Source organism: Streptomyces sp. CCM_MD2014 (assembly GCF_000772045.1).
GTDB lineage: Bacteria > Actinomycetota > Actinomycetes > Streptomycetales > Streptomycetaceae > Streptomyces > Streptomyces salinarius.
On sequence record NZ_CP009754.1, the window covers coordinates 6,701,438 to 6,727,959 of the forward strand.

General features: G+C 72.3%; 26 protein-coding genes. 17 read left to right on the plus strand and 9 right to left on the minus strand.

The window, feature by feature from the left end; all coding sequences use genetic code 11:
• Positions 1-37: 37 nt before the first annotated feature.
• The 3 genes from NI25_RS29785 to NI25_RS29795 all read left to right on the plus strand — a co-directional run bounded on the left by NI25_RS29785 (position 38) and on the right by NI25_RS29795 (position 2,363).
• A complete protein-coding gene (locus tag NI25_RS29785; protein ID WP_228951014.1) occupies positions 38-682 on the plus strand; it encodes a GntR family transcriptional regulator in 645 nt (214 codons plus the stop codon).
• Positions 683-695: 13 nt separating this feature from the next.
• Entirely contained in the window at positions 696-1,712 is a 1,017-nt protein-coding gene (locus tag NI25_RS29790; protein ID WP_061445412.1) for a 1-aminocyclopropane-1-carboxylate deaminase, read from the plus strand.
• 90 nt (positions 1,713-1,802) lie between these two features.
• A complete protein-coding gene (locus NI25_RS29795; RefSeq protein ID WP_061445413.1) occupies positions 1,803-2,363 on the plus strand; it encodes a TetR/AcrR family transcriptional regulator in 561 nt (186 codons plus the stop codon).
• 48 nt (positions 2,364-2,411) lie between these two features.
• On the opposite strand, the gene NI25_RS29800 is transcribed toward NI25_RS29795, so the two are convergent.
• The 8 genes from NI25_RS29800 to NI25_RS29835 all read right to left on the minus strand — a co-directional run bounded on the left by NI25_RS29800 (position 2,412) and on the right by NI25_RS29835 (position 10,221).
• Positions 2,412-3,617, minus strand: coding sequence for a TerD family protein (locus NI25_RS29800; RefSeq protein WP_107071891.1), 1,206 nt, complete (start codon positions 3,615-3,617; stop codon positions 2,412-2,414).
• Positions 3,618-3,702: 85 nt separating this feature from the next.
• Complete coding sequence (locus NI25_RS39825; RefSeq protein WP_061445415.1) at positions 3,703-3,924, minus strand: hypothetical protein; 222 nt, start codon at positions 3,922-3,924, stop codon at positions 3,703-3,705.
• A gap of 151 nt (positions 3,925-4,075) precedes the next feature.
• Positions 4,076-5,065 carry a zinc-dependent alcohol dehydrogenase family protein gene (locus NI25_RS29810; RefSeq protein ID WP_061445416.1) on the minus strand — a complete coding sequence of 330 codons (990 nt, stop codon included), beginning with the start codon at positions 5,063-5,065 and terminating at the stop codon, positions 4,076-4,078.
• Positions 5,062-5,940 carry a carbohydrate ABC transporter permease gene (locus NI25_RS29815; RefSeq protein WP_061445417.1) on the minus strand — a complete coding sequence of 293 codons (879 nt, stop codon included), beginning with the start codon at positions 5,938-5,940 and terminating at the stop codon, positions 5,062-5,064. Before NI25_RS29815 ends, NI25_RS29810 begins: the two co-directional genes overlap by 4 nt.
• A complete protein-coding gene (locus NI25_RS29820) occupies positions 5,937-6,881 on the minus strand; it encodes a carbohydrate ABC transporter permease (protein WP_061445418.1) in 945 nt (314 codons plus the stop codon). The genes NI25_RS29815 and NI25_RS29820 overlap by 4 nt, the downstream gene beginning before the upstream one ends.
• The gene (locus NI25_RS29825; RefSeq protein ID WP_061445419.1) at positions 6,878-8,248 is read right to left on the minus strand and encodes an ABC transporter substrate-binding protein; all 1,371 of its coding nucleotides are present in this window, start codon (positions 8,246-8,248) and stop codon (positions 6,878-6,880) included. Before NI25_RS29825 ends, NI25_RS29820 begins: the two co-directional genes overlap by 4 nt.
• Before the next feature lie 110 nt (positions 8,249-8,358).
• Positions 8,359-9,129 (minus strand): DeoR/GlpR family DNA-binding transcription regulator, encoded by a 771-nt coding sequence (locus NI25_RS29830; RefSeq protein ID WP_061447153.1) that lies wholly within the window; start codon positions 9,127-9,129, stop codon positions 8,359-8,361.
• A 282-nt stretch (positions 9,130-9,411) separates the two neighbouring features.
• On the minus strand, positions 9,412-10,221 hold the full coding sequence (locus NI25_RS29835; RefSeq protein ID WP_061445420.1) for an NAD-dependent epimerase/dehydratase family protein: 810 nt from the start codon (positions 10,219-10,221) through the stop codon (positions 9,412-9,414).
• Between the two features lie 256 nt (positions 10,222-10,477).
• On the opposite strand from NI25_RS29835, the gene NI25_RS29840 reads away from it, so the two are divergent.
• From NI25_RS29840 to NI25_RS29850, 3 genes are all read left to right on the plus strand, one after another.
• The gene (locus NI25_RS29840; protein WP_061445421.1) at positions 10,478-11,428 is read left to right on the plus strand and encodes a 5-dehydro-4-deoxyglucarate dehydratase; all 951 of its coding nucleotides are present in this window, start codon (positions 10,478-10,480) and stop codon (positions 11,426-11,428) included.
• Positions 11,425-12,597 carry a hypothetical protein gene (locus NI25_RS29845; RefSeq protein WP_061445422.1) on the plus strand — a complete coding sequence of 391 codons (1,173 nt, stop codon included), beginning with the start codon at positions 11,425-11,427 and terminating at the stop codon, positions 12,595-12,597. The genes NI25_RS29840 and NI25_RS29845 overlap by 4 nt, the downstream gene beginning before the upstream one ends.
• An 81-nt stretch (positions 12,598-12,678) precedes the next feature.
• A complete protein-coding gene (locus NI25_RS29850; protein WP_061447154.1) occupies positions 12,679-13,071 on the plus strand; it encodes a VOC family protein in 393 nt (130 codons plus the stop codon).
• Here the strand turns inward: NI25_RS29850 and NI25_RS29855 are convergent.
• Complete coding sequence (locus tag NI25_RS29855; protein ID WP_061445423.1) at positions 13,060-14,307, minus strand: MFS transporter; 1,248 nt, start codon at positions 14,305-14,307, stop codon at positions 13,060-13,062. The genes NI25_RS29850 and NI25_RS29855 overlap by 12 nt on opposite strands.
• Before the next feature lie 139 nt (positions 14,308-14,446).
• Here NI25_RS29855 and NI25_RS29860 point away from each other — a divergent pair, with 139 nt between their 5' ends.
• The 11 genes from NI25_RS29860 to NI25_RS29910 all read left to right on the plus strand — a co-directional run bounded on the left by NI25_RS29860 (position 14,447) and on the right by NI25_RS29910 (position 26,484).
• Positions 14,447-15,052 carry a TIGR03086 family metal-binding protein gene (locus NI25_RS29860; RefSeq protein WP_061445424.1) on the plus strand — a complete coding sequence of 202 codons (606 nt, stop codon included), beginning with the start codon at positions 14,447-14,449 and terminating at the stop codon, positions 15,050-15,052.
• Between the two features lie 223 nt (positions 15,053-15,275).
• Complete coding sequence (locus tag NI25_RS29865) at positions 15,276-15,944, plus strand: GntR family transcriptional regulator (protein WP_061445425.1); 669 nt, start codon at positions 15,276-15,278, stop codon at positions 15,942-15,944.
• Positions 15,941-16,849, plus strand: coding sequence for a dihydrodipicolinate synthase family protein (locus tag NI25_RS29870; protein ID WP_061445426.1), 909 nt, complete (start codon positions 15,941-15,943; stop codon positions 16,847-16,849). Before NI25_RS29865 ends, NI25_RS29870 begins: the two co-directional genes overlap by 4 nt.
• Positions 16,846-18,576 (plus strand): L-arabinonate dehydratase, encoded by a 1,731-nt coding sequence (araD, locus tag NI25_RS29875; RefSeq protein WP_061445427.1) that lies wholly within the window; start codon positions 16,846-16,848, stop codon positions 18,574-18,576. Before NI25_RS29870 ends, araD begins: the two co-directional genes overlap by 4 nt.
• 118 nt (positions 18,577-18,694) lie before the next feature.
• Positions 18,695-19,630: a carbohydrate ABC transporter permease gene (locus NI25_RS29880; RefSeq protein ID WP_061445428.1), complete on the plus strand. Its 936-nt coding sequence runs from the start codon at positions 18,695-18,697 to the stop codon at positions 19,628-19,630.
• Positions 19,627-20,526 carry a carbohydrate ABC transporter permease gene (locus NI25_RS29885; protein WP_061445429.1) on the plus strand — a complete coding sequence of 300 codons (900 nt, stop codon included), beginning with the start codon at positions 19,627-19,629 and terminating at the stop codon, positions 20,524-20,526. Before NI25_RS29880 ends, NI25_RS29885 begins: the two co-directional genes overlap by 4 nt.
• Positions 20,523-21,683 carry a Gfo/Idh/MocA family protein gene (locus NI25_RS29890; RefSeq protein ID WP_061445430.1) on the plus strand — a complete coding sequence of 387 codons (1,161 nt, stop codon included), beginning with the start codon at positions 20,523-20,525 and terminating at the stop codon, positions 21,681-21,683. The genes NI25_RS29885 and NI25_RS29890 overlap by 4 nt, the downstream gene beginning before the upstream one ends.
• Positions 21,680-22,525 carry a PmoA family protein gene (locus tag NI25_RS29895; protein ID WP_061445431.1) on the plus strand — a complete coding sequence of 282 codons (846 nt, stop codon included), beginning with the start codon at positions 21,680-21,682 and terminating at the stop codon, positions 22,523-22,525. The genes NI25_RS29890 and NI25_RS29895 overlap by 4 nt, the downstream gene beginning before the upstream one ends.
• A complete protein-coding gene (locus tag NI25_RS29900; RefSeq protein WP_233520788.1) occupies positions 22,522-24,084 on the plus strand; it encodes a glycoside hydrolase 43 family protein in 1,563 nt (520 codons plus the stop codon). Before NI25_RS29895 ends, NI25_RS29900 begins: the two co-directional genes overlap by 4 nt.
• A 63-nt stretch (positions 24,085-24,147) precedes the next feature.
• On the plus strand, positions 24,148-25,518 hold the full coding sequence (locus NI25_RS29905; protein ID WP_061445432.1) for an ABC transporter substrate-binding protein: 1,371 nt from the start codon (positions 24,148-24,150) through the stop codon (positions 25,516-25,518).
• Between the two features lie 159 nt (positions 25,519-25,677).
• Complete coding sequence (locus NI25_RS29910; protein ID WP_061445433.1) at positions 25,678-26,484, plus strand: rhamnogalacturonan acetylesterase; 807 nt, start codon at positions 25,678-25,680, stop codon at positions 26,482-26,484.
• Positions 26,485-26,522: the final 38 nt, after the last annotated feature.

Genomic DNA, 26,522 nt, shown 5'->3' on the forward strand with positions numbered 1-26,522 from the left:
CTTGTCGGGCCACCGTCTGACATCTAACATTTCAGTCGTGTCCATCCGACCCGTGTCCCGGACCCTGCTGAGGGACCGCGCCTACGAAGCCATCCGGGACGCCATCGTCGCCGGGGAGATCGAGCCGGGCGCGGTCGTGCGCGACGCCGACCTGGCCGAGCGGCTCGGCCTGTCCCGCGCCCCCGTGCGCGAGGCGTTCTCCCGGCTGGTGGACGAAGGGCTGCTGGAGAGCAAGCCGCAGAGCTACACCAGGGTCACCCCGGTCGTCGCGGCCGACGTGCGGGACGCCGCCGCGGTCGTCGCGGCCATGCACGAACTGGTCACCCGGGTCGCCGTCCCCCGGCTCCGGGAATCGGACCTCGACGCCATGCGCGAAGCAAACGCCCGGTTCGCCGCGGCCGTCCGCGCGGGCGACGTGGACGGCGCGCTGCGCGCCGACGACGACCTGCACCACGTCCTCGTCCGCACCGCCGCCAACCGGGCCGCCGCCGCCACCGTCGCCCGCTACACCCCGCTCATCCGCCGGCTGGAGCGCCGCCGCTTCGGCGAGGCCGGCACCTGCCGTTCGGCCGGGCTGCACGAACAGCTCATCGAGGCCTGCGCGGCCCGGGACACCGGGACGGCGCTGCGGGTGACGGCGGACATCTGGCGCGGCCTCGAAGAACTCGCCGACACCGACTGAACCGGGAGTACCCATGTCCCTCTCCGCGTACGAGCGTTACCCGCTGCTCCTCGGCCCGTCGCCCGTTCACCCCTTGGAACGCCTCACCGAGCACCTCGGCGGGGCCTCGCTCTGGGCCAAGCGGGAGGACCTCAACTCGGGCATCGCCTACGGCGGCAACAAGACCCGCAAGCTGGAGTACCTGGTCGCCGACGCGCTCGCCCAGGGCTGCGACACCCTCGTCTCCATCGGCGGCGTGCAGTCCAACCACACCCGCCAGGTCGCGGCCGTCGCCGCCCGCGCGGGCCTGCGCTGCGTGCTGGTGCAGGAGAGCTGGGTGGACTGGCCCGACGCCGTGTACGACAAGGTCGGCAACATCCTGGTCTCCCGGCTCGCCGGGGCCGACGTGCGGCTGGTGAAGGCCGGGTTCGGGATCGGCTTCAAGGAGAGCTGGGAGCAGGCCCTCAAGGAGGTCGAGGACGCCGGAGGCAAGCCGTACGCCATCCCCGCCGGTGCCTCCGACCACCCCCTCGGCGGGCTCGGCTTCGCCGGCTGGGCGTACGAGGTCGCCGAACAGGAGAGGGAGTTGGGCGTCTTCTTCGACACCGTCGTGGTCTGCTCGGTGACCGGGTCCACCCAGGCCGGCATGGTCGCCGGGTTCCGCGCCCTGGAGGAGGCGGGCGGGCGGCCCCGGCGCGTCGTCGGCATCGACGCGTCCGCGGAACCCGCCCGCACCCGCGAGCAGATCGCCCGGATCGCCGACCGCACGGGCCGGCTCATCGGCTTGAGCGGCGCGCTCACGGAGGCGGACGTCGAACTCGACGAGCGGTACCACGCGGGCACGTACGGCATTCCCGACGACACCACCCTCGCGGCGATGCGGCTCGCCGCCCGGACCGAGGGCATGGTCACCGACCCCGTCTACGAGGGAAAGTCGATGGCCGGACTGGTCGACCTGGTCACCCGGCGCGAGATCGGCGCCGACGCCACCGTGCTCTACGCCCACCTCGGCGGACAGCCCGCGCTGAACGCCTACAGCGCGCTGTTCTGACCGCGGCGGTCACGCTCGGCCGGTCTCGAAGGGGGGCACCCTCGCGCGGTAGGGTGCGGCGACGGACCCCTGTGTGCAGAAAGGCCCGGGATGGCGCAGGTCAGGCCCATGCGGGCGGATGCGCGGCGTAATCGTGAGCGGTTGCTGGCGGTCGCGGCGGAGGCGTTCGCCGAGCACGGCGAGGGTGCCTCCCTGGACGACATCGCCCGGCGCGCGGGGGTGGGGGTCGGCACGCTGTACCGGCACTTCCCGACGCGGCAGGCGCTGCTGGAGGCCGCCTACCTGGAGCGCCTCGAAGCGATCGCGGTCCGCGCCGACGTGATAGCGGCCGCACGGCCGCCGGGTGCGGCGCTGGTGGCGTGGCTCGACGAGCTGGCCGTCGGCATGCTCCAGGTGCGCGGGCTGAAGGCGCTGCTCGGTACGGCCGTCACCGGTGGCGGACCCGCGTGCGGCGACTGCGTGCGGGGCGCGGCGACCCGGCTGGTGCGGGCCGCGCAGGAGGCGCGGGAACTGCGGCCGGACGTCGAGCCGGTCGAGGTGCTGCGGCTGCTGCACGGGGTGGTGACGGCGGCCGAGGCGGCCGACGAGGTGGACGGCACGGCCGTGCGGCGGTACCTCTCGCTGGTGATGGAGGGGCTGGTGCGGGGATAGGTCCGAGGGGCGCCCGGCACCGGGCGCCCCTCCACGTCCCCGGGGCGGCTACAGCGCCTGTGCGGCCGGCTTCACCATCCCGCGGACCGTGCGGGACTTGACGAAGTCGCCCATGGCGGTCATCTCCCACTCGCCCGAGTACTGGCGGATCAGCTTCGCCATCATCACGCCGGTCTGCGGCTCGGCGCTGGTGAGGTCGAACCGGACCAGCTCCTCGCCGGTGGCGGCGTCCAGGAGGCGGCAGTAGGCCTTGGCGACCTCCGTGAACTTCTGGCCGGAGAAGGAGTTCACCGTGAAGACCAGGCCGCTGACCTCCTGCGGGAGCCGGCCGAGGTCCACGACGATCACCTCGTCGTCGCCGCCGCCCTCGCCGGTCAGGTTGTCGCCGGAGTGCTTGATCGCGCCGTTCACGATGGAGAGCTTGCCGAAGTAGCAGCTGTCGATGTGGTTGCGCTGCGGGCCGTAGGCGATGACGGACGCGTCCAGGTCGATGTCCTTGCCGCGGTACGCCGGCTCCCAGCCGAGGCCCATCTTGACCTGGGAGAGCACCGGTCGGCCGCCCTTGACCAGGGACACCGTCTGGTTCTTCTGGAGGCTGACCCGGCCCTTGTCGAGGTTGATCTTGCCGGTGCCCGGTGCGGGGGCCGGCGGAGCGGCGGGCGGGGCGGGCGGCGCGGCGGGCATCGTGGGCGCGGCGGCGGGCGGGGGCGGGGGCGTGGCCGCGTGGGACCGCTGCGGGGCCGGGGGTGCGGCCGGCGCGGGCTCCTCCACCGTGACGCCGAAGTCCGTCGCGATGCCGGCCAGGCCGTTGGCGTAGCCCTGGCCGACCGCGCGGGCCTTCCAGGCGCCGCCTCGCAGATAGACCTCGACGATGACCAGGGCGGTCTCGGTGCCGAGCTGCGGGGGCGTGAAGGTGGCGAGGACGGAGTCGTCGTCGGCGTTGCGGATGGTGGCGGTCGGCTCGATGCCCTGGAAGGTCTGGCCGGCGGCGTCCGGGCTGGCGGTGACGACGATCTTCTCGATGCCCGGCGGGACGGCGGTGGTGTCGACCGTGATCGCGTCCGGGGCGGTGCCGCCGCCGGAGCGGTAGGTCACGCCCTGGCCGGTGGGCTGGTTGTAGAAGATGAAGTCGTCGTCGGAGCGCACCTTGCCGTCGGCGGTGAGCAGCAGGCCCGATACGTCGAGCCGCACGGGCGCGGCGACGTCCACCGTCACGCGGGCGGCGGAGAGGGGGATGTTCGAGCCGGGGGTCATAGCTGTCATGCCGGGTGAACGAGCGGGGGCGTTTTACCGTTCCCTTACCCGGGGGCCAATCGGGTCGGGGTCGTGTCCCGCCAGGTCAGCGGCGGTTTCGGGGGTGGTTGCGGGCCGTGCGTTCGTTGCCGTGCTTGTAGTTGCCGGTCCAGCGGGCCATGACCAGCTGGGGGTCGCCCGCGGTGGCCTCTTGCAGGAAGCGGGCGGCCCGGGAGCCGTTGAGGGTGGTGGCGGCGTGGTTGTGGTGGGTGATGTGGACGGTGCCGGATGCGGTGGCTGTGTAGGCGAAGCCGTGGGGTTTGGGCATGCGGGGGATCGTACGGGGGGTGGGGGCGGCGGGCTCGGGGTTTTCGCCCCCGCCGCCCCTTTCCGTTCCCGTCCCTGGGGGCTGCCGCCCCCCAGACCTCCGCCTTTCGGCCTGAACGGCCTCGTCCTCGAACGCCGGGCGGGCTAAAGGCTCACGGCACGACCACGATCTTGCGGCCCACACCCGCCGCGAACTGCTCCAGGGCCTGCGGGTAGCGGTCCAGTTCGATGCGGTCGCTGATGAAGACGTCCGGGTCCAGGACACCGTTCGCGAACAGTTCCGCCGCGCGCTCGTAGCTGTGGAGGACGGCCATCGAGCCGGTGATGGTGATCTCCTGGTTGTAGATGCGGTACGGGTCGATCTGCACGCGCGTCGCGTAGTCGGCGACGCCGAACTGGAGGAACGTGCCGGCCTTGGCGACCCGGTCCAGGCCGTCCTGGATCGCCGCCGCGTTGCCCGTGGCGTCGATGACCAGGTCCCAGCCCTGGGGGCGGTCCAGCTCGTCCGGGGTCGCCGCCGACGCCGAGACGCCGAGGTTGCGGGCCGTTTCCAGGCGGGCCGGGTTGAGGTCGACCATGTCGACGCTGGCCGCGCCGGTCCGCTTGGCCAGCTCCAGCATCATCAGGCCCATCGTGCCGGAGCCGTAGATCAGGACGTGGGCGCCGAGGCGGGACTGGAGGACGTCGTAGCCGCGGACGGCGCAGGACAGCGGCTCGATCAGGGCCGCGTCCTGGGTGCGGACGTGCTCGGGGAGCTTCACGCAGTTCGCGACCGGCGCCACCGCGTACTGGGCCGCGCCGCCCGCCGTCGTCACGCCGATGGCCGCCCAGCGTTCGCAGAGGTTGTTGTGGCCGGTGCGGCAGTAGCGGCACTCGTAGCAGTAGAGGGAGGGGTCGACGGCCACCTGGTCGCCGACCGCCACCTCCGTGACCTGGGCGCCGACGCCGACCACGGAGCCCGCGAACTCGTGGCCCGGCACGATCGGGAGCTTGGGCGCGAACTCGCCCTGGAGGATGTGCAGGTCGGTGCCGCACAGGCCGCAGGCGGCGACCTCGACGACGACCTCGCGCGGCCCTGGCGTCGGGTCGGGGACCTCGGTGACGACGGCGCGGCCCACGGACTCGATGACGGCGGCCTTCATTTCACGGCTCCCAACGACAGGCCCTGGACCAGTTTGTCCTGGGCGGCGAACCCCGCGGCGAGCACCGGCAGGGAGATGACGAGCGACGCGGCGCACACCTTGGCCAGGAAGAGGCCCTGGCTGGTGATGAAGCCGGTCAGGAAGACGGGGGCGGTCTCGGCGACCACGCCCGTCAGCACCCGGGCGAAGAGCAGTTCGTTCCAGCTGAAGATGAAGCAGATCAGGGACGTCGCCGCGATGCCCGGGAGGGCGATGGGGGCCACGACCCGGACCAGGATCGTGGGCAGCTTGGCGCCGTCCACCCGGGCCGCCTCGATGATCGCGACCGGGACCTCGGCCAGGAAGGACTGCATCATCCAGACCGCGATCGGCAGGTTCATCGACGTGTAGAGGATGACCAGCAGCCAGATGTTGTCCAGCATGTCGGTGTTCTTGGCGAACAGGTAGATCGGCAGCAGGCCCGCCACCACCGGCAGCATCTTGGTGGAGAGGAAGAAGAACAGGACGTCCGTCCACTTCTTCACCGGGCGGATGGACAGGGCGTAGGCGGCGGGCAGGGCCAGCACCAGGACGAAGAGCGTCGAGGCGATCGACGCCACCGCCGAGTTGATCAGCGCCGGCCAGGGGCTGGCCCCGCCGCCCGCGCCGAAGAACTCGCGGTAGCCGTCCAGCGTCAGCGAGGCCGCGAAGGAGGGCGGGTTGGTGGCGGCGTCCGCCTCCGAGTGGAAGGAGGTCAGCGCCATCCACGCGATGGGCAGGAAGAAGACGATGCCGACCAGCCAGGCCACCAGGCCGAGGCCGGCACCGGCCCTGCGGCGGGTGCGTACGGGCGGCTTGGCGTCGGTGACGACGGGGCGTACGGCGGTGGCGGTCATGCGCGGCCGACCTCCTCGCGGAACAGGGACGACACCACGCGCAGCGCGAAGGTGGCGATGATGATCGAGCCGATGACGACCAGGACGCCCGCGGCCGAGGCGAGGCCGTTCTCGTGGGCCTGGTAGAAGCTCTGGTAGACGGTGTAGGGCAGGTTGGCCGTGCCCAGGCCGCCGGACGTGATGGTGAAGACGGCGTCGAAGTTCTGGACGATGTAGATCGAGCCGAGCAGGGCGCCGAGTTCGAGGTAGCGGCGCAGGTGGGGCAGGGTGAGGTGGACGAAGATCTGCCAGTCGCCCGCGCCGTCCACCCGGGCGGCCTCGATCTGCTGCTGGTCCCGGCTCTGCAGTCCGGCCAGCAGGATGAGCATCATGAACGGCGTCCACTGCCACACCAGGGAGGCCTCGACCGCGAGCAGCGGGGTGCTGGAGATCCAGTCCGGCTGCGGTCCGCCGACGTAGTGCAACAGGCCGTTGAGCAGGCCGTACTCGGGGTTGTAGAGAACGTGTTTCCAGAGCAGGGCCGCCGCGACCGGGACCACCAGGAACGGCGCGATCATGAGGGTGCGGACCACGCCGCGGCCCTTGAACTTCCGGTCCAGGAGCAGGGCGAGGGCCAGGCCGAGGACCAGGCTGGCCAGGACGACCGCCACGGTGAGCAGGATCGTCGTCCACACCGACTTGCGCAGGGCGGGGTCGCCGAGGACGTCGCCGTAGTTGGCGAAGCCGGCGAAGCTGCGGGCGTCCGGGTAGAGGGCGTTCCAGTCGAAGAAGGAGATCACCAGGGTCGCCACGAAGGGCAGCTGGGTGACCGCGATCATGAAGATCAGGGCGGGGAGGAGCGGGGCGCGGGTGGCCCAGGCGCGCAGCCGGCCGGCCGGCGGGCGGACGGTGGGGCGCGTGTGGTCGGGTGCGGCCGAGGGGGCCGTGGTCGTGGCGGTCATCGTCCCTCGTACTCCTCGGAGATCTGCTCGGCGAGCTGCTGGGACTTCTTCAGGGCCTCCTCGACGGACTGGCGTCCGGCGATGGCCGCGCTGATCTCCTGCGAGACCTTGGTACCGAGGTCGGTGAACTCGGGGATGCCGACGAACTGGATGCCGGGCGCGGGCCGCGGCTGCACGCCGGGGTCCTTGGGCTTGGCCCCCTCGATGGCCTTCCTGGTCATCTCCTGGAAGGCCGCGGCCTCCTTGACGTAGGCCGGGTTCTCGTACGTCGAGGCGCGCTTGCCGGCCGGGACGTTGGACCAGCCGATCTCGTCGCCGACCAGCTGCTCGTACTCCTTGCTGGAGGCCCAGGAGACGAACTTCCAGGCCTTGTCGGCGTTGCGGGAGGCCTTCTGGATGCCCCAGGCCCAGGTGTAGAGCCAGCCGGCGGAGTCCGTCTTCTCCACCGGGGCGGGCGCGTAGCCGATCTTGCCCTTGACCGGGGAGTCGGCGGCGTCCAGGGAGCCGGCCGCGGAGGTGGCGTCGTACCACATGGCGACCTTGCCCTGGGTCATGTTGTTCAGGCACTCGGCGAAGCCGGACTGGGCGGCGCCGGACTCGCCGTGCTCGCGGACCAGGCCGACATAGAACTTCGTCGCCTTCTCCCACTCGGGGGAGTCGAGCCGGGCCTGCCAGTCCTGGTCGAACCAGGTGCCGCCGAAGGTGTTCACGACCGTCGTCAGGGGCGCCATCAGCTCGCCCCAGCCGGGCAGTCCGCGCAGGCAGATGCCCTTCATGCCGGGCTCGGCCCCGTCGAGCTTCTCGGCGAAGTCCGCCACCTGGGTCCAGGTGGGATGCTCGGGCATGGTCAGGCCCGCCTCGGCGAACAGGTCCTTGCGGTACATCAGGAAGGACGACTCGCCGTAGAAGGGCTGCCCGTAGAGCTTGCCGTCGTCGCCGGTGAGGGACTCGCGCATCGGGCCGAGGATGTCCTCCTCGTCGTAGCCGGCGTCCTCGGCGACGTAGGAGTTCATCTCGTGCAGCCAGTCGTTGCGGGCGTAGATCGGTATCTCGTAGTTGGAGAGGGTCGCCACGTCGTACTGGCCGGCCTGGTTGGCGAAGTCCTGGCTGATCTTGTCGCGGACGTCGTTCTCGGGCAGGACGGTGAAGTTCACCTTGATGCCGGTGTCCTTGGTGAAGTGGTCCGCGGTGAGCTTCTGCAGCTCGACCATCTGCGGGTTGTTCACCATCAGGACGTTGATGGCGTTGCCGCCGGATCCGGCGCCGCCCGCCCCGACCCAGCAGCCGGTGAGCAGCGGGGCGAGCAGCGTCCCTGCGGCGGCCATGGCGAGCGTGGCTCGCGGCCTCCGTCGGCTCTGGGTTCGCATGGATCGCTCCTGAACGTTTGGGGAGGTAAAGGGAGGTAAGGGGCAGTGGGAGGGGTGGGTGTGCCGTGCGGGGAGGAAACGGGCTGTGCGGGACGGGCAGTGGCGGCGGCTCAGACGCGGATGACCTGGGGGCCGAGCAGCGAATAGCGGTGGGCCTCGGCCGTGGGGAGCAGCGTGCTGGTGACGATGGCCTCCAGGGCGCCGACCTCCGCGAACCGGCAGAAGCTGGCCGCGCCGAACTTGGTGTGCGCGCCGACGAACACCGTGCGGCGGGCGGCCCGGACGGCCTGCGCCTTGACCTCGCTGACCGCCGGGTCGGGGGTGGTGAGACCGTGCTCGCGGGAGATGCCGTTGGCACCGATGTACGCCAGGTCGATGACGAAGCCGGCCAGCATCTTCGTCGTCCAGTGGTCGACGGTCGCCAGGGTGCCCGAGCGGACCCGGCCGCCGAGCAGCAGGACGGAGGCGTCGCCGGCCTCGGCCAGTGCGCCGGCCACCGGCAGGGACGCGGTGACCACGGTCAGCGGCCGGTCGCGGGGCAGGGCCTCGGCGATGAGCTGGGGGGTGAAGCCCTCGTCGATGAAGACCGTCTCCGCGTCGCCGAGCAGTTCGGCCGCCGCGGACGCGATCCGGCGCTTCTCGGGCACGTGGCTGGTGGCGCGGAAGGCGAGCGTGGTCTCGAACCCGGCGCTCTCCACCGGGTAGGCGCCGCCGTGGGTGCGGCGGACCAGGCCGTGGTCCTCCAGGGCGCGCAGGTCCCGTCGTACGGTCTCCTTCGCCACGCCGAGTTCGGCGGCGAGCGCGGTGACGTCGACCGAGCCGGTGGCGCGGGCGACCCGCACGATCTCGTGCCGTCGCTCTTCCGTCGTCCTCGTGTTCATGCCGAACACCTGCCTCACCGCCTCGTCGCCGTGTGGTTGCCCGTTCGGGCCCGCGTGGCCCTTGGGGGAAGTTCTACAGGCGTCCTGCGGCGCTGACCAGGCCTGTTGCGGATCCGATACTGCCCGGGTGTGCCCGTTTGCCGTGCCGGGTGCCCGTCTCGGACCTGGGGCGCAGCGCGGAGCGGGGTGAGAACGGGCAGTGCGGATGCCCGTATGCCGAAGCGGACGGGCCCGTTCGGTGCCCGTCCGCTTCTTCGGGGGTGCTGCGGGGTCGTCTTCCGGTCAGTACGGCCAGATCGGGGGGTCGGTCACGAAGTGGCCGCCCAGGCACGCGTGCGCGGGGTCGTCCGGGTCGAGGTCGCCGTGCTCGGCGAGGAGCTTGGCGGCGTACGGCTCGGAGTCGTCCTGCGGCTCGTAACCGAGCGCCCGCGCGGAGGTGAGGTCCCACCACAGGCGGGTGTTGGCGGAGGAGCCGTGGACGACGGTGTGCCCGACGTTCTCGGCGGTGAGCGCCGCGTGGAAGAGACGGGCGCCGTCGGCGGGGCTCATCCACACCGAGAGCATGCGCACGCTGGTCGGCTCCGGGAAGCAGGAGCCGATGCGGACCGAGACGGTCTCGATGCCGTGCTTGTCCCAGTAGAGCTGGGCGAGGTCCTCGCCGAAGCACTTGGACAGGCCGTAGAAGGTGTCCGGGCGGCGCGGCGTCTCGACGGGGATGAGGGGGTCGTCGCCCTGCGGGCGCGGGGTGTAGCCGACGGCGTGGTTGGAGGAGGCGAAGACGACGCGGCCGACGCCCTCCTCGCGGGCGGCCTCGTACAGGTTGTAGGTGCCCTCGATGTTCGCCGCGAGGATCTTCTCGAAAGAGGCTTCCAGGGAGATGCCCGCGAGGTGGATGATCGCGTCGACGCCCCGGACCGCCTCACGCAGGGCGTCCCGGTCGGCGAGGTCGGCGACGATCGCGTCCGGCTCTCCCTCGACCGGGCGCAGATCGAGCAGGCGCAGCCGGTAGCCGTGGCCGGGGAGCAGTTCCCGCATCAGGGTGCCGAGGCCGCCGGCGGCGCCGGTGAGCAGGACGGTGCGGGGAGCGGGCATCCTCGGGACTCCTAGGTCTCCTGAAGCGGCAGCCCTCGCACGCCGGGCGGTGCACCGTGGCCGGTCGTACGAGTGCGTGCCTCGTGTTCATATGCGTGGACACGCTAAGGAACCGGTGGTCACGCGTCAAGAGGGCGCCTGCTTGACGGTGTTCGCCGGGCGGCTTAGCGTGGTCGCGTTCAGAAATATAGACGCAGATCATAAGTGTGACGATGATGGTCGTGATGCGACCACGCACATGGAATGGGGAGCGCCCGTGACCTCAGCCCCTCTCGCCGCCCGGCTCACCGTGCCCAGCGGACCGCTGTTCTTCCCCGTCACGGCGTACGGCCCCGACGGCGGACTCGCCCTCGACGTCTTCCGCGCCCATGTGCGCCGAGGGGTCGAGGCCGGTGCCGCCGCCGTGTTCGCCTGCTGCGGCACCGGCGAGTTCCACGCCCTCACACCCGAGGAGTTCGCGGCCTGTGTCCGCGCGGCCGTCGAGGAGAGCGCGGGCCGGGTGCCCGTCCTCGCCGGCGCGGGCTACGGCACCGCCCTCGCCGTGCGCTACGCCCGCCTCGCCGAGGAGGCCGGGGCCGACGGGCTCCTCGCCATGCCGCCCTACCTGGTGCACGCCGGGCAGGAGGGACTGGTGCGGCACTACCGGGAGGTGGCGGCCGCGACCTCGCTGCCCGTGATCGTCTACCAGCGCGACAACGCCGTGTTCACCCCTGCGAGCGTCGTGGAACTGGCCCGCACGGACGGTGTCGTCGGCCTCAAGGACGGGCTCGGCGACCTCGACCTGATGCAGCGGATCGTCAGCGCGGTGCGCACGGAGCTGCCCCGTGAGGAGTTCCTCTACTTCAACGGGCTCCCGACCGCCGAACAGACCCAGCTCTCCTACCGCGCGCTGGGCGTCCCCCTCTACTCCTCCGCCGTGTTCTGCTTCGCCCCCGAGATCGCCGTCGCCTTCCACCGGGCGCTGCGCGAGGGCGACGACACCACCGTGCACCGCCTGCTGGACGGCTTCTACCGGCCGTTCGTCGAACTGCGCGCCCAGGGCCGCGGATACGCCGTCGCCCTGGTCAAGGCGGGCGTACGGCTGCGCGGCCTGGACGTGGGGGAGGTGCGCACGCCGTTGCAGGAGCCGGCCGAGGACCACCTCAAGCAGCTCGCGCAGATCATCGAGCGGGGCCAGGCGCTGCTCGCGGAAGGAGCCGCCCGGTGAAGGCGTCGGCGTTCGTCTACCCCTGGGACGTCAACGGCGACCCGCAAGCCCCGGCGCGCATCGCGGACCTCGGCGTGGCGCAGGTGACCCTCGCCGCCGCCTACCACTCCACCCGCGCCCTCACCCCCCGCCACCCCCGCCACCGCGTCGTCACCGCCGAGCACGCGGCCGCCCTCTACCCGCCGGATCCCGCCCGCTGGAAGGACCGCGCACTCCGCCCCTACGAGTCCGGCGACTGGGCCCCCGGCGACGCGTACGGCGAGGCCGCCGCCGCCCTCGCGGACGCGGGCCTCGACGTGCACACCTGGGTCGTCCTCGCCCACAACTCCCGCCTGGGCGCGGAGCACCCGCACATCTGCGTCGTCAACGCCTACGGCGACCGCTACCCCTGGGCGCCCTGCATCGCGCAGCCCGCCACGCGCGCGTACCTCACCGACCTGGCCGCCGAGGCGGCGGTACGGCCCGGCGCCCGCGGCACGGAACTGGAGTCCCTCGGCTGGTACGGCCTCGCCCACCTGCACGCCCACGACAAGACCGGCGGAGTGGGGCTCGGCGACGCCGGGCAGTACCTGATGTCGCTGTGCTTCTGCCCCGACTGCCGCGCGGGATACGGCACCCAGGGCCTCGACGCCGACGGACTGGCCGCCGCCGTGCGCACCGCGCTGGAGCCGGTGTGGCGGGGGACGGAGCCGTCGGACGGGGGCTGGGCGGGTGTCGAGAAGCTCCTCGGCGAGGCGACGGCGAACGCCACGCGCGCGTGGCGGGACGACCGGGCCCGCACCCTCCAGGAGGCGGCGGTCTCGGCGGTCCGCGCCGCCGCCCCCGACGGCTTCCAGGTCCTCCTCCACGCCGACCCGGTCTCCCACCACTGCGGCGCCAACGCCGGCGTCGACCCCGCGCACGTCCTCTCCGTCGCGGACGGCGTCGTCGTCCCCTGCACGGGCGGCCCGGGCCTGCTGACACCGTTCGCCGAACAGGCCGTCGACGGCGCCGTCCTCGCCGCCAACCTCACGGTGGTCTCCGGCATGGGCGGCAGCCCCGGCACCCTCACGGCCGACGCGGCCCGCGCGCGGGACCTGGGGGCGACGGAACTGCGGCTGTATCACGCGGGGCTGGCGTCGGACGGGGATCTGGAGGCGGTGCGGGCGGGGCTCGGGGCCGCCACCTAAGGTGTGGACGAGGGCTTCCGGGTCGGCCGGTCGTCACCGGCCGACCCGGAAGCCCTCGTCGCGCTCTGCGAAGGGATGCCCATGGAACTCGCCCAGGTCCGCCTTCTGGTCACGGACTTCGCCGGCTGCTACCGCTACTACCGGGACGTGCTGGGGCTGAAGCCGCAGTTCGAGGCCGAGGACGGCCCGTACGCGAAGTTCACCCCCGACGGCGGCACCGCGGGCATCGCCCTGCAGGACCGCGCACAGATGGCCCGGGTGCTGGGCGAACTCGCCGCCGAGCCGGCCGGTCACCGGTCCCTCGTCGTCCTGCGGGTCGACGACCTGGACCGCTACTGCGCGGAGGTCACCGCGCGGGGAGCCGCGCTCCTCCACGGCCCGGCCCCCATGACGGACCGCATGCGGGTGGCCCACCTCGTGGACCCGGAGGGGAACATCGTCGAACTCCAGGAGTGGCTGGCCCTACGCGGGTGACGGCGTGCGCCGGTCGGTCGGCCTCCGCGCCGGCGCCAGTGCCGCCGCCGTCCCCAGCAGCACCGCGCCCAGGGCCGGCAGCAGCAGCCACAGGTCCACCGTCTCCACCAGGGCCGCGCCCGCGGCCAGCCCGAGTACGTTCGGGGCGAAGACCAGGGAGTTGGCCGTGGCCGAGACCCGGCCCAGCAGCGGCCCCGGCGTCTCGCGCTGCACGGCGGTCGACGCGGCGATCAGGACCGTCGGCAGGCCCAGGCCGACCGCCGCGCTCGACGCCCAGACAACCGCGTCGGACGGGACCGCCCGCACCGCCACCGCCACCGCGAACAGCGCGATCCCGGCCGCCCCGAACCGGCGCGGGCCGAGGCGGCGCAGGGCGGTGCCGGACAGGATCCCGACCGTCACCGAGCCGGCGCCCTGGACGGCGTACAGGACACCGGCGTAGGCGGGGGAGCGGCCCAGGTTGTCGACGACGGCGTACAGCGTGGCGCCGCCGACGCCCGCGCACAGCATCGTCACCCCGCCCGCGAGCACCAGCGGGCGCAGCACGGGGTGCCCCCAGAGGCAACGGGCGCCCTCCGCCGTCCGGCGCCGCCAGTTCACCGTCGGTCGCTCCGGTGGCGCCTCCCGGACCCGCAGGGCCGCGTACAACCCCGCGGCCAGCACGAACGTCGCCGCGTCCAGTGCCGCCACGCTCGGGCCGCCGTACGCCGCGTAGAGTCCCGCACCGGCGAGGGGCGCGACCAGCTTCATGCCCTCGTTGGCGGTCATGCGCAGTCCGTTGAAGTCGCCGAGCAGGCCGGGATCGACGGCGGTCGCCACGAGTGCCGACTCGGCCGCGTCCTGGACGACACCGGCCACGCCGTACAGGACCAGCACCGTGAGGAGCAGCCACAGGGCGCCCGGCGAGTCGACCGCGAAGAGGGTGAGCAGGAGGCCGGCCGGCAGCAGGTTCGCGGCGATCAGCAGCGGCTTGCGGCGGACCCGGTCGGCGACCGTGCCGAGCGCGGGTCCGGCCAGGGTCGGCGCCCAGAGCGCGAGCAGGCACAGCGCCGCCAGGCCGTCCGAGCCGGTGAGGTCCTTCACCCACACGCCCGCCGCCAGGCCGAGCGCCGAGCTGCCGAAACCGGACACCACCACCCCGGCGAGATACGGGCCGGCGTTGCGGTCGCGCAGGACGCGGGTCAGGGGCCAGCGGGTCCGCCCCGCCTTCCCGGCGCCTGTTGTTCTCGTCGTCATGCCTGGTCATCGTGGGGCTAAGGAGCGACGACCGGCATCGGGCAGGTGACCTATGCGCGGGCCCCTGAGACCGATGAGTTTCGCGGTCGTGATCGGTCTACCTACCGACAGCGCGAGCACACCTTCCCGGGAGTCACCGATGACCCAAGAGACCACCGCCGCCACCCTCGACCTCGGACCGCAGACCCGGATCCTCGCCCGCCTCGCCGACGGCGTGCGCGAGGACCGGCTCGCGGACCCGACGCCCTGCCCCGACCTCGCGGTGCGCAACCTGCTCGGGCACCTGACCGGCCTCGCCGTGGCCTTCCGCGACGCCGCGCGCAAGGACCTGGGACCCACCACGGACACCAGCCCCGAGGCGTCCGTGCCGGACGTCGGACCCGGCTGGCGCGAGGAGCTCGCGAAGGTCCTCGGAGAACTCGCCGACGCCTGGCGCGAACCCGACGCCTGGACCGGCATGACCCGGGCCGGCGGCATCGACCTGCCCGGCGCCGTCGCCGGCGCCGTCGTCGCCGACGAACTGGTCATCCACGGCTGGGACCTGGCCCGCGCGACCGGCCAGGAGTACGCCCCCGACCCGGCCGCGCTGCAGGCGGCGTACGGGCTGCTCGCCGCTGCCGCGGACGAATCCGACCGGGACCAGGGCATGTTCGGGCCGGTCGTCGCGGTGCCCGCCGACGCGCCGCTGCTGGAGCGCGCGGTGGGGCTGAGCGGGCGCGACCCGGGCTGGACCCGCACCGCCTGAGCAAGGCGGCACCCGCACGACTTCCTCCGCGCGTCTCCCTCCGCACAACTCCCTGCCAAACAACTCCGCCGAACAACTTCCTCTGTCAGAAGCATTGACGTCGCCGCACGCCCCTCTTACCTTCAACGCGTCGTACTCCGTACGTCATATATGAGACGCGATACGCGAGATCTGATGTCCGAGATCGGTCCGCGCATCCGACGCGAGATTCCGAGAGGCGCGCATGACCTCTGTGCCCACGCCGATCCCCTCCCGCACGCAGTACGTGCTGGAGGAGATCAAACGCCGCATCCTCACCGGCCGGCTCACCCCCGGCCAGGCCCTGGTCGAGACCGACCTCGCCGCACAGTTCGGGGTGTCCAAGACACCGGTGCGCGAGGCGCTCAAGACGCTGGCCGGGACCGGGCTGGTGGTGATGAGCCAGTACAAGGGCGTCACCGTGCGCATGGTGGACGCGGACATGGCGCGCGAGGTCTACGACGTCCGTCTGCTGCTGGAGCCCGAGGCGCTCAGGCGCGCGGTGCGCCGCGGTGCCTCCCTGGACGCCGCCCGGGACGCGCTGACCCGCGCCGACCAGGCCACGGACACGGCCGAACGGTCGCTGGCCAACCGGGAGTTCCACCGCGCCCTGTACGTGCCGTGCGGCAACCCGCTGCTCGGCCGGATGCTCGACGAGGTCCGCGACCAGGCGGCCCTCGTCTCCGCGGTCGCCTGGGCCGCCGACCCCTCCTGGGAACGGGAGGCCGGCGAGCACCAGGAGATCCTGCGCCTCGCCCTCGCCGGTGACGCGGACGGCGCGGCCCGCGCCCTCCACGCGCACATCGCGTCCTTCGTCGAGCGGGCCTTCCCCGAAGCGGGGACCGCGGCCCAGGAAGAGGACGGTCAGGCATGACAGCGACGTTCGAGACCCAGCGGGCGGCCCTGGCCGACGTGGTGGCGATCCCGGTGACCCCGTTCGCCGAGGACGGCACCGTCGACCCCGCCACCTACCGGGCCCTGCTGCGTCGTCTCCTCGACGGTGGCATCACGACCCTCACCCCCAACGGCAACACCGGCGAGTTCTACGCCCTCGACCCGGCCGAGCGCCGCCTCGTCACCGAGCTGACCTTCGAGGAGGCCGGCGAGCGCGCCGAGATCCTCGTCGGCGTCGGCCACGACGTGCCGACGGCCGTCGCCTCCGCCCGGCACGCCCGGGACCTGGGCGCCTCGATGGTGATGGTCCATCAGCCCGTCCACCCCTACGTCTCCCAGGGCGGCTGGGTCGACTACCACCGCGCCATCGCCGAGGCCGTGCCCGAGCTGGGTGTCGTGCCCTACATCCGCAACGCCCAGCTGACCGGCGCCCGTCTCGCCGACCTGGCCGACGCCTGCCCCAACGTGATCGGTGTGAAGTACGCCGTTCCGGACGCCTCCAAGTTCGCCGCCTTCGCCCGCGACGCGGGCCTCGACCGCTTCGTCTGGGTCGCCGGGCTCGCCGAGCCGTACGCACCCTCGTACTTCAGCGCGGGCGCCACCGGCTTCACCTCGGGCCTGGTGAACGTCGCCCCGGCCGTCTCGCTGAACATGATCGAAGCGCTGCGCTCCGGCGACTACCCGGCCGCCATGAAGGTCTGGGAGCAGATCCGCCGCTTCGAGGAACTGCGCGCCGCCAACGGCTCCGCCAACAACGTCACCGTGGTCAAGGAGGCCCTCGCCTCGCTGGGCCTGTGCCGCCGCGAGGTCCGCCCGCCGAGCAAGCCGCTGCCGGAGAGCGAGCGCGCCGAGGTCGCCGCCATCGTCGCGGGGTGGTCCATATGACCCCGAGGAAGTCCCCGGAAGAGCTCCGCAGCCACCAGTGGTACGGCACCGACGGACTGCGTTCCTTCAGCCACCGCGCCCGCACCCGCCAGCTCGGCTACCTGCCCGAGGAGCACCTCGGCAAGCCCGTCATCGCCATCCTCAACACCTGGTCCGACATCAACCCCTGCCACGTCCACCTGCGCGACCGCGCCCAGGCGGTCAAGCGGGGCGTGTGGCAGGCGGGCGGCTTCCCCCTCGAGTTCCCGGTCTCCACGCTCAGCGAGACCTTCCAGAAGCCGACCCCCATGCTCTACCGCAACCTCCTCGCCATGGAGACCGAGGAGCTGCTGCGCTCCTACCCGGTCGACGGCGCCGTGCTGATGGGCGGCTGCGACAAGTCCACGCCCGCCCTGCTCATGGGCGCCGCCAGCGTCGACCTGCCCGCGGTCTTCGTGCCCGCCGGGCCCATGCTCCCCGGGCACTGGCGGGGCCGGACCCTCGGTTCGGGCACCGACATGTGGAAGTACTGGGACGACAAGCGGGCCGGCCTCATCGGCGACTGCGAGATGCAGGAGCTGGAGAGCGGCCTGGCCCGCTCGCCCGGCCACTGCATGACGATGGGCACCGCCTCCACGCTGACCGCCGCCGCCGAGGCCCTCGGCGTCACCGTTCCCGGGGCGTCCAGCATCCCGGCCGTCGACTCCGGGCACGACCGGATGGCCGCCGCCGCCGGACTGCGCATCGTCGAACTGGTCCACCGGGACCGGAAACTGAGCGACATCCTCACCGCCGACGCCTTCGAGGACGCGGTCACCACCGTGCTCGGCCTCGGCGGCTCCACCAACGCCGTGATCCACCTGATCGCCATGGCGGGCCGCGCCGGAGTCACCCTGACCCTGGACGACTTCGACCGGATCGCCCGCACCGTCCCGGTGCTCGCCAACGTCCGCCCCGGCGGACAGACCTACCTGATGGAGGACTTCCACTTCGCCGGCGGCCTGCCCGGCTTCCTCTCCCGCATCACCGACCTGCTCCACCTCGACCGGCCCACCGTCTCCCACGACACCCTGCGGGAGCAGCTGGACGGCGCCCTCGTCCACCACGACGACGTCATCAGGACCCGCGACAACCCGGTCGCGAGCGAGGGCGGGGTCGCCGTGCTCCGCGGCAACCTCTGCCCGGACGGCGCCGTCATCAAGCACATCGCCGCCGAGCCGCACCTGCTCAAGCACACCGGTCCCGCCGTCGTCTTCGACGACTACCGGACCATGCAGCGCACCATCAACGACCCGGAGCTCGGCATCACCGCCGACAGCGTGCTGGTGCTCCGCAACGCCGGCCCCAAGGGCGGCCCGGGCATGCCCGAGTACGGCATGCTGCCCATCCCCGACCGCCTGCTCAAGCAGGGCGTGCGGGACATGGTCCGGATCTCCGACGCCCGGATGAGCGGCACCAGTTACGGCGCGTGCGTGCTGCACGTGGCCCCCGAGTCGTACGTCGGCGGACCGCTCGCCCTGGTGCGCACCGGCGATCCGATCACCCTCGACGTCGAGGCCCGCACCCTGCACCTGGGCGTGGACGACGAGGAACTGGAGCGCCGCCGGGCCGCCTGGACGCCACCGCCCGCCCGCTGCGAACGGGGCTACGGCGCGCTCTACAACGAACAGATCACCCAGGCCGACACCGGCTGCGACTTCGAGTTCCTGGCCCGCCCGGGCAAGGTGCAGGACCCGTACGCCGGCTGAGCCCCTACGCCGGCTGAACCCCGTACGACACGAACCGCCTCCGCACGGCCCTGCCCGCCGAGAAAGCGCTTCCTGTACGACCCCGTACGACGTAGACGTAACTGAACGGAGAACTGTCATGGCCCAAGCCGCAGCCGTGGCGAAACCGCCCGCGCCACCCCGGCGGCGCCGTGCCTCGGCCACGCCGCGCAGGCTCCCGTACCTGCTGATCGGACCGGCCGCCCTGCTGATGCTGGGCTTCATCGCCTACCCGGTCATCAGCGTCTTCTACTACAGCCTGCAGGAGTACAACCCCACCAAGCCGTGGCGGAACGGCTTCGCGGGCTTCGACAACTTCGTCAGGATCTTCACCGACGACGCCGTCTTCTGGGACACCCTCACCTTCAGCGCCAAATGGGTCTTCGTCGAGGTCGGACTGCAGCTGCTCTTCGGGCTGGCGCTGGCGCTCATCGTCAACCAGACCTTCGTGGGCCGGGGCATCGGGCGGGCGCTGGTCTTCTCCCCGTGGGCCGTCTCCGGCGTGCTGACCTCGGCGATCTGGGTGCTGCTCTACAACTCCCAGACCGGTGTCACCCGTTACCTCGCCGACATGGGCATCGGCTCGTACGGCACCAGCTGGCTCTCCGACACCTCGACCGTGTTCTCCGCGGCGGTGGTCGCCGACCTCTGGCGCGGCGTGCCCTTCTTCGCGATCCTCATCCTCGCCGACCTCCAGTCCGTCTCCAAGGACCTGTACGAGGCCGCCGAGGTCGACGGCGCCAGCCGGCTCAAGCAGTTCTGGCACATCACGCTGCCGCACCTGAAGGACGCCATCATCCTCTCCACGCTGCTGCGCGCGGTGTGGGAGTTCAACAACGTCGACCTGCTCTACACCCTGACCGGCGGCGGACCCGCCGGCGAGACCACGACGTTGCCCCTGTACATCGCCAACACCAGCGTCGACGCCCACGACTTCGGCTACGCGTCGGCCCTCACCACGGTCGCGTTCGTGATCCTGCTCTTCTGCTCGATCGTCTACCTGCGGCTGAGCAAGTTCGGAGGCGAGAACAAGTGATCACCAAGGAGGCCACCGCGCCCGCCCCCGCCCCCGCGCGGACCGACCACGCACCGCCGCGGCCGGCGAAGAAGCGCCGCCCCGCCTGGGACGAGGTGCCCCGCTGGCAGATCTACCTGCCGCTCGGGATCTACCTGGTCTTCACCCTGATCCCGTTCTACTGGATCCTGCTCTTCGCGGTGCGCCCGGCCGGCTCGACCTCGCTCGTGCCCTGGCCGATGACCACCGACCACTTCGAGAAGGTGTGGACCGACCGCGGCTTCGGCACCTACTTCACCAACAGCGTGTACGTGGGGCTCGCGACCCTGGTGATGACCACCCTCGTCGCCCTGGCGGGCGGCTACGCCCTCGCCCGGTTCGACTTCAAGGTCAAGCGGGGCTTCATGCTCGCGCTGCTCTGCTCCCAGTTCGTGCCCGGCGCGCTGCTGCTCGTGCCGCTCTTCGAGATCTTCGCCGGCCTCCAGATGATCAACTCGCTGGGCAGCGTCAGCATCGCCGAGACGGTCTTCCAGCTGCCGCTGTCGATCATCCTGATCAGCAACTTCATCAAGAACGTGCCGTACTCCCTGGAGGAGGCCGCCTGGGTCGACGGCTGCGGGCGCTTCCGGGCCTTCCGGATCGTCGTCCTGCCCCTGCTGCGCCCGGGCCTGATCGCGGTCGGTTCCTTCGCCTTCGTGCACTCCTGGAACCACTTCCTGTTCGCCCTGATGTTCCTCAACAACCAGCACAAGCAGACCATCCCGGTCGGCCTCAACTCCCTGATGAGCGCGGACAGCGTCGACCTCGGCGCGCTCGCCGCCGGCGGCATCGTCGCCGCGGTGCCCGTGGTGATCGTCTTCGCCTTCATCCAGAAGTGGCTGATCACCGGCTTCAGCGCGGGGGCGGTGAAGGGATGAGCACGCCGCTGCCCGTCGTCCTCGCCGGCGCCCGCGGCCACGGCCGCTGGCACGTCGCCAACATCCGCCGCCTGGAGCGGGCGGGGCTGGTCCGGCTGGCCGGCGTCTGCGAGCTGACCCCGCTGACCGAGGAGGAGGCCGGGGGAGAACTCCCCGAGCAGTCCGCCGACTTCGGCGCGCTGCTGGACTCCACCGGCGCCCGGATCGCCGTCGTCTGCACGCCGATCCCCACCCACACCGACCTCGCCCTGACCGCCGCGCGGCGGGGTGTGCACCTGCTCCTGGAGAAGCCCCCGGCACCCTCGTACGCCGAGTTCCGGCGGATGGCCGACGGGGTCGCCGAGGCCGGGGTCGCCTGCCAGATCGGCTTCCAGTCACTGGGCTCGCACGCCGTGCCCGCCATCCGGGACCTGGTCGCCCAGGGTGTGATCGGGGAGGTCGTGGGCATCGGCGCGGCCGGTGCGTGGGTCCGCGACGAGGCCTACTTCCGCCGGGCGCCCTGGTCCGGCAAGCGGCGGCTGAACGGCGTCGACGTGATCGACGGCGCGCTGACCAACCCGCTCGCGCACGCCGTCGCCACCGCCCTCGCGCTCGGCGGCACCGCCCGCGCCGAGGACGTCACCGGCATCGAGACCGAGCTGAGCCACGCCAACGACATCGAGGCCGACGACACCTCCTGCGTGCGGATCGGCACCGAGCCCGGGCACCGCGTCACCGTCGCCGCCACCCTGTGCGCGGAGCGGGCCGACGAGCCGTACGTCCTGGTGCACGGCTTCCGCGGCCGCGTCACCTTCTGGTACAAGCAGGACCGCGTCCTGCTCCAGCGCGCCGGCCACGGCCCCGAAGAGTTCCAGCACGGCCGCACCGACCTGCTGGAGAACCTGGTCGACCACCTCACCACCGGCGCTCCCCTGCTGGTGACACCGGACGGGACGGGCGCCTTCATGCGGGTCGTCGAGGCGATCCGCCGGGCCCCCGACCCGGAGCCGCTGCCCGCCGCCGCCTGGCACCGTGTGCCCGAGGAGAACCGCCGCGTGGTCCCCGGCATCGACGCCCTCGTGGCCGCCGCCGCCGACACCCTCTCCCTGTACTCCGAACTGGGCGCGCCCTGGGCGCCGCGCACCGAGCACCCGCGATACGAAGTGAGCACCCGATGACCGGCAACGACTCCCCGGTGCTGCGCGTGGCGGGCCGCCCCGTCGCCCGGTACGTCACCCGTCCCGAGCTGCCCCGCCGGCTCTCCCCGCGCCCGTACCTGCACCCCGTCACCACCCTGGCCGGCACGTCCGTCACCGAGTTCGGCCCCGCCGACCACCTCCATCACCTCGGCGTCGGTGTCGCCGTTCCCGACGTCGAGGGGCACAACTTCTGGGGCGGGCGCACCTTCGTCCAGGACCGGGGGCCGACCGAGCTGGACAACCACGGCACCCAGCGGCACACCGCCTTCCAGCTCCGCGACCCCGACGGCTTCGTCGAGGAACTGCGCTGGGTCGCCGCCGGCACCGAACTGCTGCGCGAGCGCCGCACGGTCGCGGCCACCGGACTCACCGCCACCGCCTGGGCGCTGGACTTCACCTTCTCCCTCACCAACGTCACCCCGGAAGCGCTCACGATCGGCAGCCCGGCCACCAACGGGCGCCCCGGCGCGGCCTACGGCGGCTTCTTCTGGCGCGCCCGCAAGGAGAGCGCCGCGCCCAGGGTCTTCACCGCCGACCGGGAGGGCGAGCGGGACGTGCACGGCGGCAGCGCGGACTGGCTCGCGCTGAGCGGGGAGACCTGGTCGCTGGTGTTCGCCGGTGCCACCGAACGCACCCGGCGCGACCCGTGGTTCGTGCGCACCGAGGAGTACCCGGGGGTCGGTTCCTCGCTGGCCCACGAGGAGCGGGTGGCCGTCGCCCCCGGCGACACCCTGGTCCGCCGGATCGTCACCGTCGTCGCCGACGGCCGCCTGGACGCCGACGGCGCCGCCGCCCTCGTCCGCAAGGCGGTGAGCCCGTGACCGCCCCCGGCATCCCGGGGACCGCCGCCGAGACCGCCCCCGGCACCCCGGTGACGTACACCAACCCCGTCCTGAACGCCGACTGGTCCGACCCGGACGTGATCCGCGTCGGCGACGACTTCTACCTGACCGCCTCCAGTTTCGGCCGCGTTCCGGGCCTGCCCCTCCTGCACTCCCGCAACCTGGTCGACTGGACCCTGGTGGGGCACGCCCTGGAACGCCTGGAGCCCGAGCGGGAGTTCGCCAAACCCCGCCACGACTGCGGCGTCTGGGCACCCGCGCTGCGCCACCACGCGGGCCGCTTCTGGATCTTCTGGGGCGACCCGGACCAGGGCGTCTTCCAGGTCAACGCCCCCGACATCCGGGGCCCGTGGACCGCGCCCCACCTGGTCAAGGCGGGCAAGGGCCTGATCGACCCCTGCCCCCTGTGGGACGAGGAGACGGGCGAGGCGTACCTCGTGCACGCCTGGGCCCGCTCCCGCTCCGGGATCAAGAACCGCCTCACCGGCCACCGCATGCATCCCGACGGCACCGGAATCCTCGACGAGGGCGAGGTGATCGTCGACGCCGACCGGATCCCCGGCTGGTTCACCCTGGAAGGCCCCAAGCTCTACCGGCACGACGGCTGGTACTGGATCCTCGCCCCCGCCGGCTCGGTGGAGACCGGCTGGCAGGGCGCCTTCCGCTCCCGCGAGTTCTTCGGACCGTACGAGGAGAAGGCCGTCCTGGAGCAGAAGGACACCGACGTCAACGGACCCCACCAGGGCGGCTGGGTACGCACGCAGGCCGGCGAGGACTGGTTCCTGCACTTCCAGCAGCGGGGCGCGTACGGCAGGGTGGTCCACCTCCAGCCGATGACGTGGTCACCGGACGGCTGGCCGGTCCTGGGCGACGACGGCGCCCCGGTCACCGAGCACCCGCGTCCCGCCCTGCCACCGCAGCCGCCCGCCGCACCCGCGACCGACGACGAGTTCCCCGGCGGACGGTTCGGCCGCCAGTGGTCGTGGACGGCCAACCCCCGCGCCGGCTGGGCCACCCAGCACGCCGGGGACGGGCTGCGCCTCGCCTGCGTCCGCTCGGCCGACGCGCACGACCTGCGCCTGCTGCCGAGCGTCCTCACCCAGCGCTTCCCCGGCGAGCCCTCGGTGATCGAGGCCGACCTGTGCCTGGACAGCGAGGAACCCGGGGCGCGGGCCGGGCTCGCGGTGCTCGGCGACGCCTACCGCTGGATCGGGCTCCAGCGGGACGCCGACGGGACCGTGCACCTGGTGCACCGGTTCGCCGAGTCGGTGGCCGAGGCCGAGCGGGACGCCGACCGGCCCCGCCCCGCACCCGGAGGACGGGCCCGGCTGCGGATCGAGACGGTGCCGGGGGCGCGCTGCCGTTTCTCCTACGACCTCGGTGACGGTCCGCGTCCCGTCGGCCGGGAGTTCGCCGCCGCCCCCTGGCGCTGGGTCGGCGCACTGATCGGCCTGTTCGCCCTCGCACCCGCGGGCCAGGGACAGGCCGGCACCGCCACCTTCACGCGGTTCCGCGTCGGGCCCCACCGACCCCACTGAACCCCCACGTTGTCGTTCCACCGCCTCGTTCGATCCAGAAGACCCGGAAGAAGAGAGCCGACCATGAGGATCAGCATGCTCAGCAGCAGAGACAAAGGCACAGTCAGGCGCCGCACGTCCGCCGCCGTCGCCCTGGGGGCCGTGCTCGCGCTGACCGCCACCGCCTGCGGTGACGACGGCAGCGGCGCGGGCGGCGGCGAGGGGGCCGAGGGCAGCGGCAAGGGGAAGATCACTTTCTGGGACAACAACGGCGGTATCCGTACGGCCGTCTGGAAGACGATCATCGCCGACTTCGAGAAGGCGAACCCCGACATCGACGTGGAGTACGTCGGCATCGCCGCCACCGAGTACCAGTCCAAGGTCGACACCGCCATCCAGGGCGGCGGCCTGCCGGACGTCGGCGGCGTGACGGCGTCGATGCTCGCGGGCTTCTCCGCGCAGGGCGCCCTGGAACCGCTGGACGACCGGCTCGCCGAGTCGCCCCTGAGCGACAAGCTCAACAAGGACATGGTCGAGTCCCTGAAGGCCGCCGGCGGCGGCGACGGCACCCTGTACTCGATGCCGACCTCGGCCAACAACGGCGTCCTCTACTACCGCACCGACCTGTTCGAGAAGGCCGGTCTGGACGCGCCGACGACGTGGGACAAGTTCTACGCCGCCGCCGAGAAGCTGACCGACGCGGGCAAGAACGAGTTCGGCTACACCATCCGCGGCGGCTCCGGCTCCGTCGCCCAGGCCCTCGACGCGATGTACGGGCAGTCCGGCATCACCTCGTTCTGGGACGCCGACAAGAAGAAGACCACGGTCAACGACCCGAAGAACGTCGAGGCGCTGGAGAAGTACGCGGCCCTCTACAAGAAGGTCACGCCGGCCGCCGACGTCAACAACGACTTCGCCAAGATGGTCGCCCAGTGGGACACCGGCACCATCGGCATGCTCAACCACAACCTGGGCTCCTACCAGGACCACGTGAAGGCGCTCGGCGTCGAGAAGTTCCGCGGCATCCCGCAGCCGGTCGGCCCCTCCGGCAAGCGGGTGCAGGTGTCCAACCCGGTCGACGGGCTCGGCATGTTCAAGAGCTCGAAGAACAAGGAGGCCGCCTGGAAGTTCATCGAGTTCGCGACCTCCAAGGAGCAGAACTCGAAGTTCAACGAGTCGGCCGGGCAGGTGCCGTCCAACACCGAGGCCGCGAACGACGCGTGGATCCAGAAGGCCGAGCCGACGAAGCTGGCGGCGCAGGCGCTGAACGACGGGTCCACGACCATCGTGCAGCTTCCGTACTACCTGCCGGACTGGAACACGCTGTCCAAGTCGGAGAGCGAGCCGGGGTTCCAGAAGGTGCTGCTGGGTGACATGAGCGCGAAGGACTTCCTGGACGGGCTGGCCGAGAAGCTGAACGAGGCGCAGGCCGAGTGGACGGAACAGATGGGTTAGCCCGCGGTTTCGGTTCCGGGTTCCGCCGTGGGTGGTCCGTGGTTCGTCGCGGGCTGCGGGCCGCCCGTGGTCGATCGCGCCCGCGCGGCGGAGCCGCACATCGATGCAGCCCCGCGCCCCTGGGCTTCTGTCCCAGCCCCTCGTCGAAAGGTAGCCCGCGTGTCGCTCAGCCGAAGGCAGGTCACTGCCGCTGCCGTCTCCTCCATTCCTCTGGCGTTCGCCGCCGCCCAGCCCGCCCACGCCGGCGGACGCCCCCACCACCCCCGCACCCTCTACATCGCCGGGGACTCCACCGCCGCGCAGAAGTACTCCGACGCCGCGCCCGAGACCGGGTGGGGCATGGCGTTGCCCTTCTTTCTCCGTCACGACCTTCGCGTCGCCAATCACGCCGTGAACGGGCGGAGTTCCAAGAGCTTCGTCGACGAGGGGCGGCTCGACGTCGTCCTCGGCGCGATCCGGCCCGGTGACTTCCTGCTGATCCAGTTCGCCCACAACGACGAGAAGGACGAGGACCCCACCCGCTACACCGAGCCCTGGACGACGTACCAGGACTGCCTGCGGATGTACGTCGACGGGGCGCGGGCGCGCGGGGCGCGGCCGGTGCTGGCCACGCCCGTCGAGCGGCGGCGGTTCGACGCGGAGGGGAACGCCGTGCCGAGCCACGGGGAGTACCCGGCGGCGATGCGGGCGCTCGCGCGTCAGGAGGGCGTGGCGCTGCTCGACGTGCAGGCGCTGTCGCTCGCGCTGTGGCAGCGGCTCGGGGCCGAAGGGACCAAGGCGTACTTCAACTGGACCGCCACCGAGCAGGACAACACCCACTTCAACCCGCCGGGCGCGATCGCGGTCGCCCGGCTCGTCGCCCGGGAGCTGCTGCACGGGCGCGTACTGGCGCACCGGGACGTGCGCCGGCTGGACGATGAGATCCCCGAGTCCTGGATCGGCTGGCCGGAACCGGCCACCGCGTAACACCCCGCACCCCATCACCCCGACACCCCGACACCCCG

Coding starts and splice junctions, on each gene's coding strand:
- NI25_RS29855 (WP_061445423.1), bottom strand. CDS start 14,307: ATGACGACGAGAACAACAGGCGCCGGGAAGGCGGGGCGGACCCGCTGG.
- NI25_RS29790 (WP_061445412.1), top strand. CDS start 696: ATGTCCCTCTCCGCGTACGAGCGTTACCCGCTGCTCCTCGGCCCGTCG.
- NI25_RS29905 (WP_061445432.1), top strand. CDS start 24,148: ATGAGGATCAGCATGCTCAGCAGCAGAGACAAAGGCACAGTCAGGCGC.
- NI25_RS29870 (WP_061445426.1), top strand. CDS start 15,941: ATGACAGCGACGTTCGAGACCCAGCGGGCGGCCCTGGCCGACGTGGTG.
- NI25_RS39825 (WP_061445415.1), bottom strand. CDS start 3,924: ATGCCCAAACCCCACGGCTTCGCCTACACAGCCACCGCATCCGGCACC.
- NI25_RS29795 (WP_061445413.1), top strand. CDS start 1,803: ATGGCGCAGGTCAGGCCCATGCGGGCGGATGCGCGGCGTAATCGTGAG.
- NI25_RS29810 (WP_061445416.1), bottom strand. CDS start 5,065: ATGAAGGCCGCCGTCATCGAGTCCGTGGGCCGCGCCGTCGTCACCGAG.
- NI25_RS29825 (WP_061445419.1), bottom strand. CDS start 8,248: ATGCGAACCCAGAGCCGACGGAGGCCGCGAGCCACGCTCGCCATGGCC.
- NI25_RS29865 (WP_061445425.1), top strand. CDS start 15,276: ATGACCTCTGTGCCCACGCCGATCCCCTCCCGCACGCAGTACGTGCTG.
- NI25_RS29860 (WP_061445424.1), top strand. CDS start 14,447: ATGACCCAAGAGACCACCGCCGCCACCCTCGACCTCGGACCGCAGACC.
- NI25_RS29820 (WP_061445418.1), bottom strand. CDS start 6,881: ATGACCGCCACGACCACGGCCCCCTCGGCCGCACCCGACCACACGCGC.
- NI25_RS29835 (WP_061445420.1), bottom strand. CDS start 10,221: ATGCCCGCTCCCCGCACCGTCCTGCTCACCGGCGCCGCCGGCGGCCTC.
- NI25_RS29880 (WP_061445428.1), top strand. CDS start 18,695: ATGGCCCAAGCCGCAGCCGTGGCGAAACCGCCCGCGCCACCCCGGCGG.
- araD (WP_061445427.1), top strand. CDS start 16,846: ATGACCCCGAGGAAGTCCCCGGAAGAGCTCCGCAGCCACCAGTGGTAC.
- NI25_RS29895 (WP_061445431.1), top strand. CDS start 21,680: ATGACCGGCAACGACTCCCCGGTGCTGCGCGTGGCGGGCCGCCCCGTC.
- NI25_RS29850 (WP_061447154.1), top strand. CDS start 12,679: ATGGAACTCGCCCAGGTCCGCCTTCTGGTCACGGACTTCGCCGGCTGC.
- NI25_RS29800 (WP_107071891.1), bottom strand. CDS start 3,617: ATGACCCCCGGCTCGAACATCCCCCTCTCCGCCGCCCGCGTGACGGTG.
- NI25_RS29830 (WP_061447153.1), bottom strand. CDS start 9,129: ATGAACACGAGGACGACGGAAGAGCGACGGCACGAGATCGTGCGGGTC.
- NI25_RS29815 (WP_061445417.1), bottom strand. CDS start 5,940: ATGACCGCCACCGCCGTACGCCCCGTCGTCACCGACGCCAAGCCGCCC.
- NI25_RS29890 (WP_061445430.1), top strand. CDS start 20,523: ATGAGCACGCCGCTGCCCGTCGTCCTCGCCGGCGCCCGCGGCCACGGC.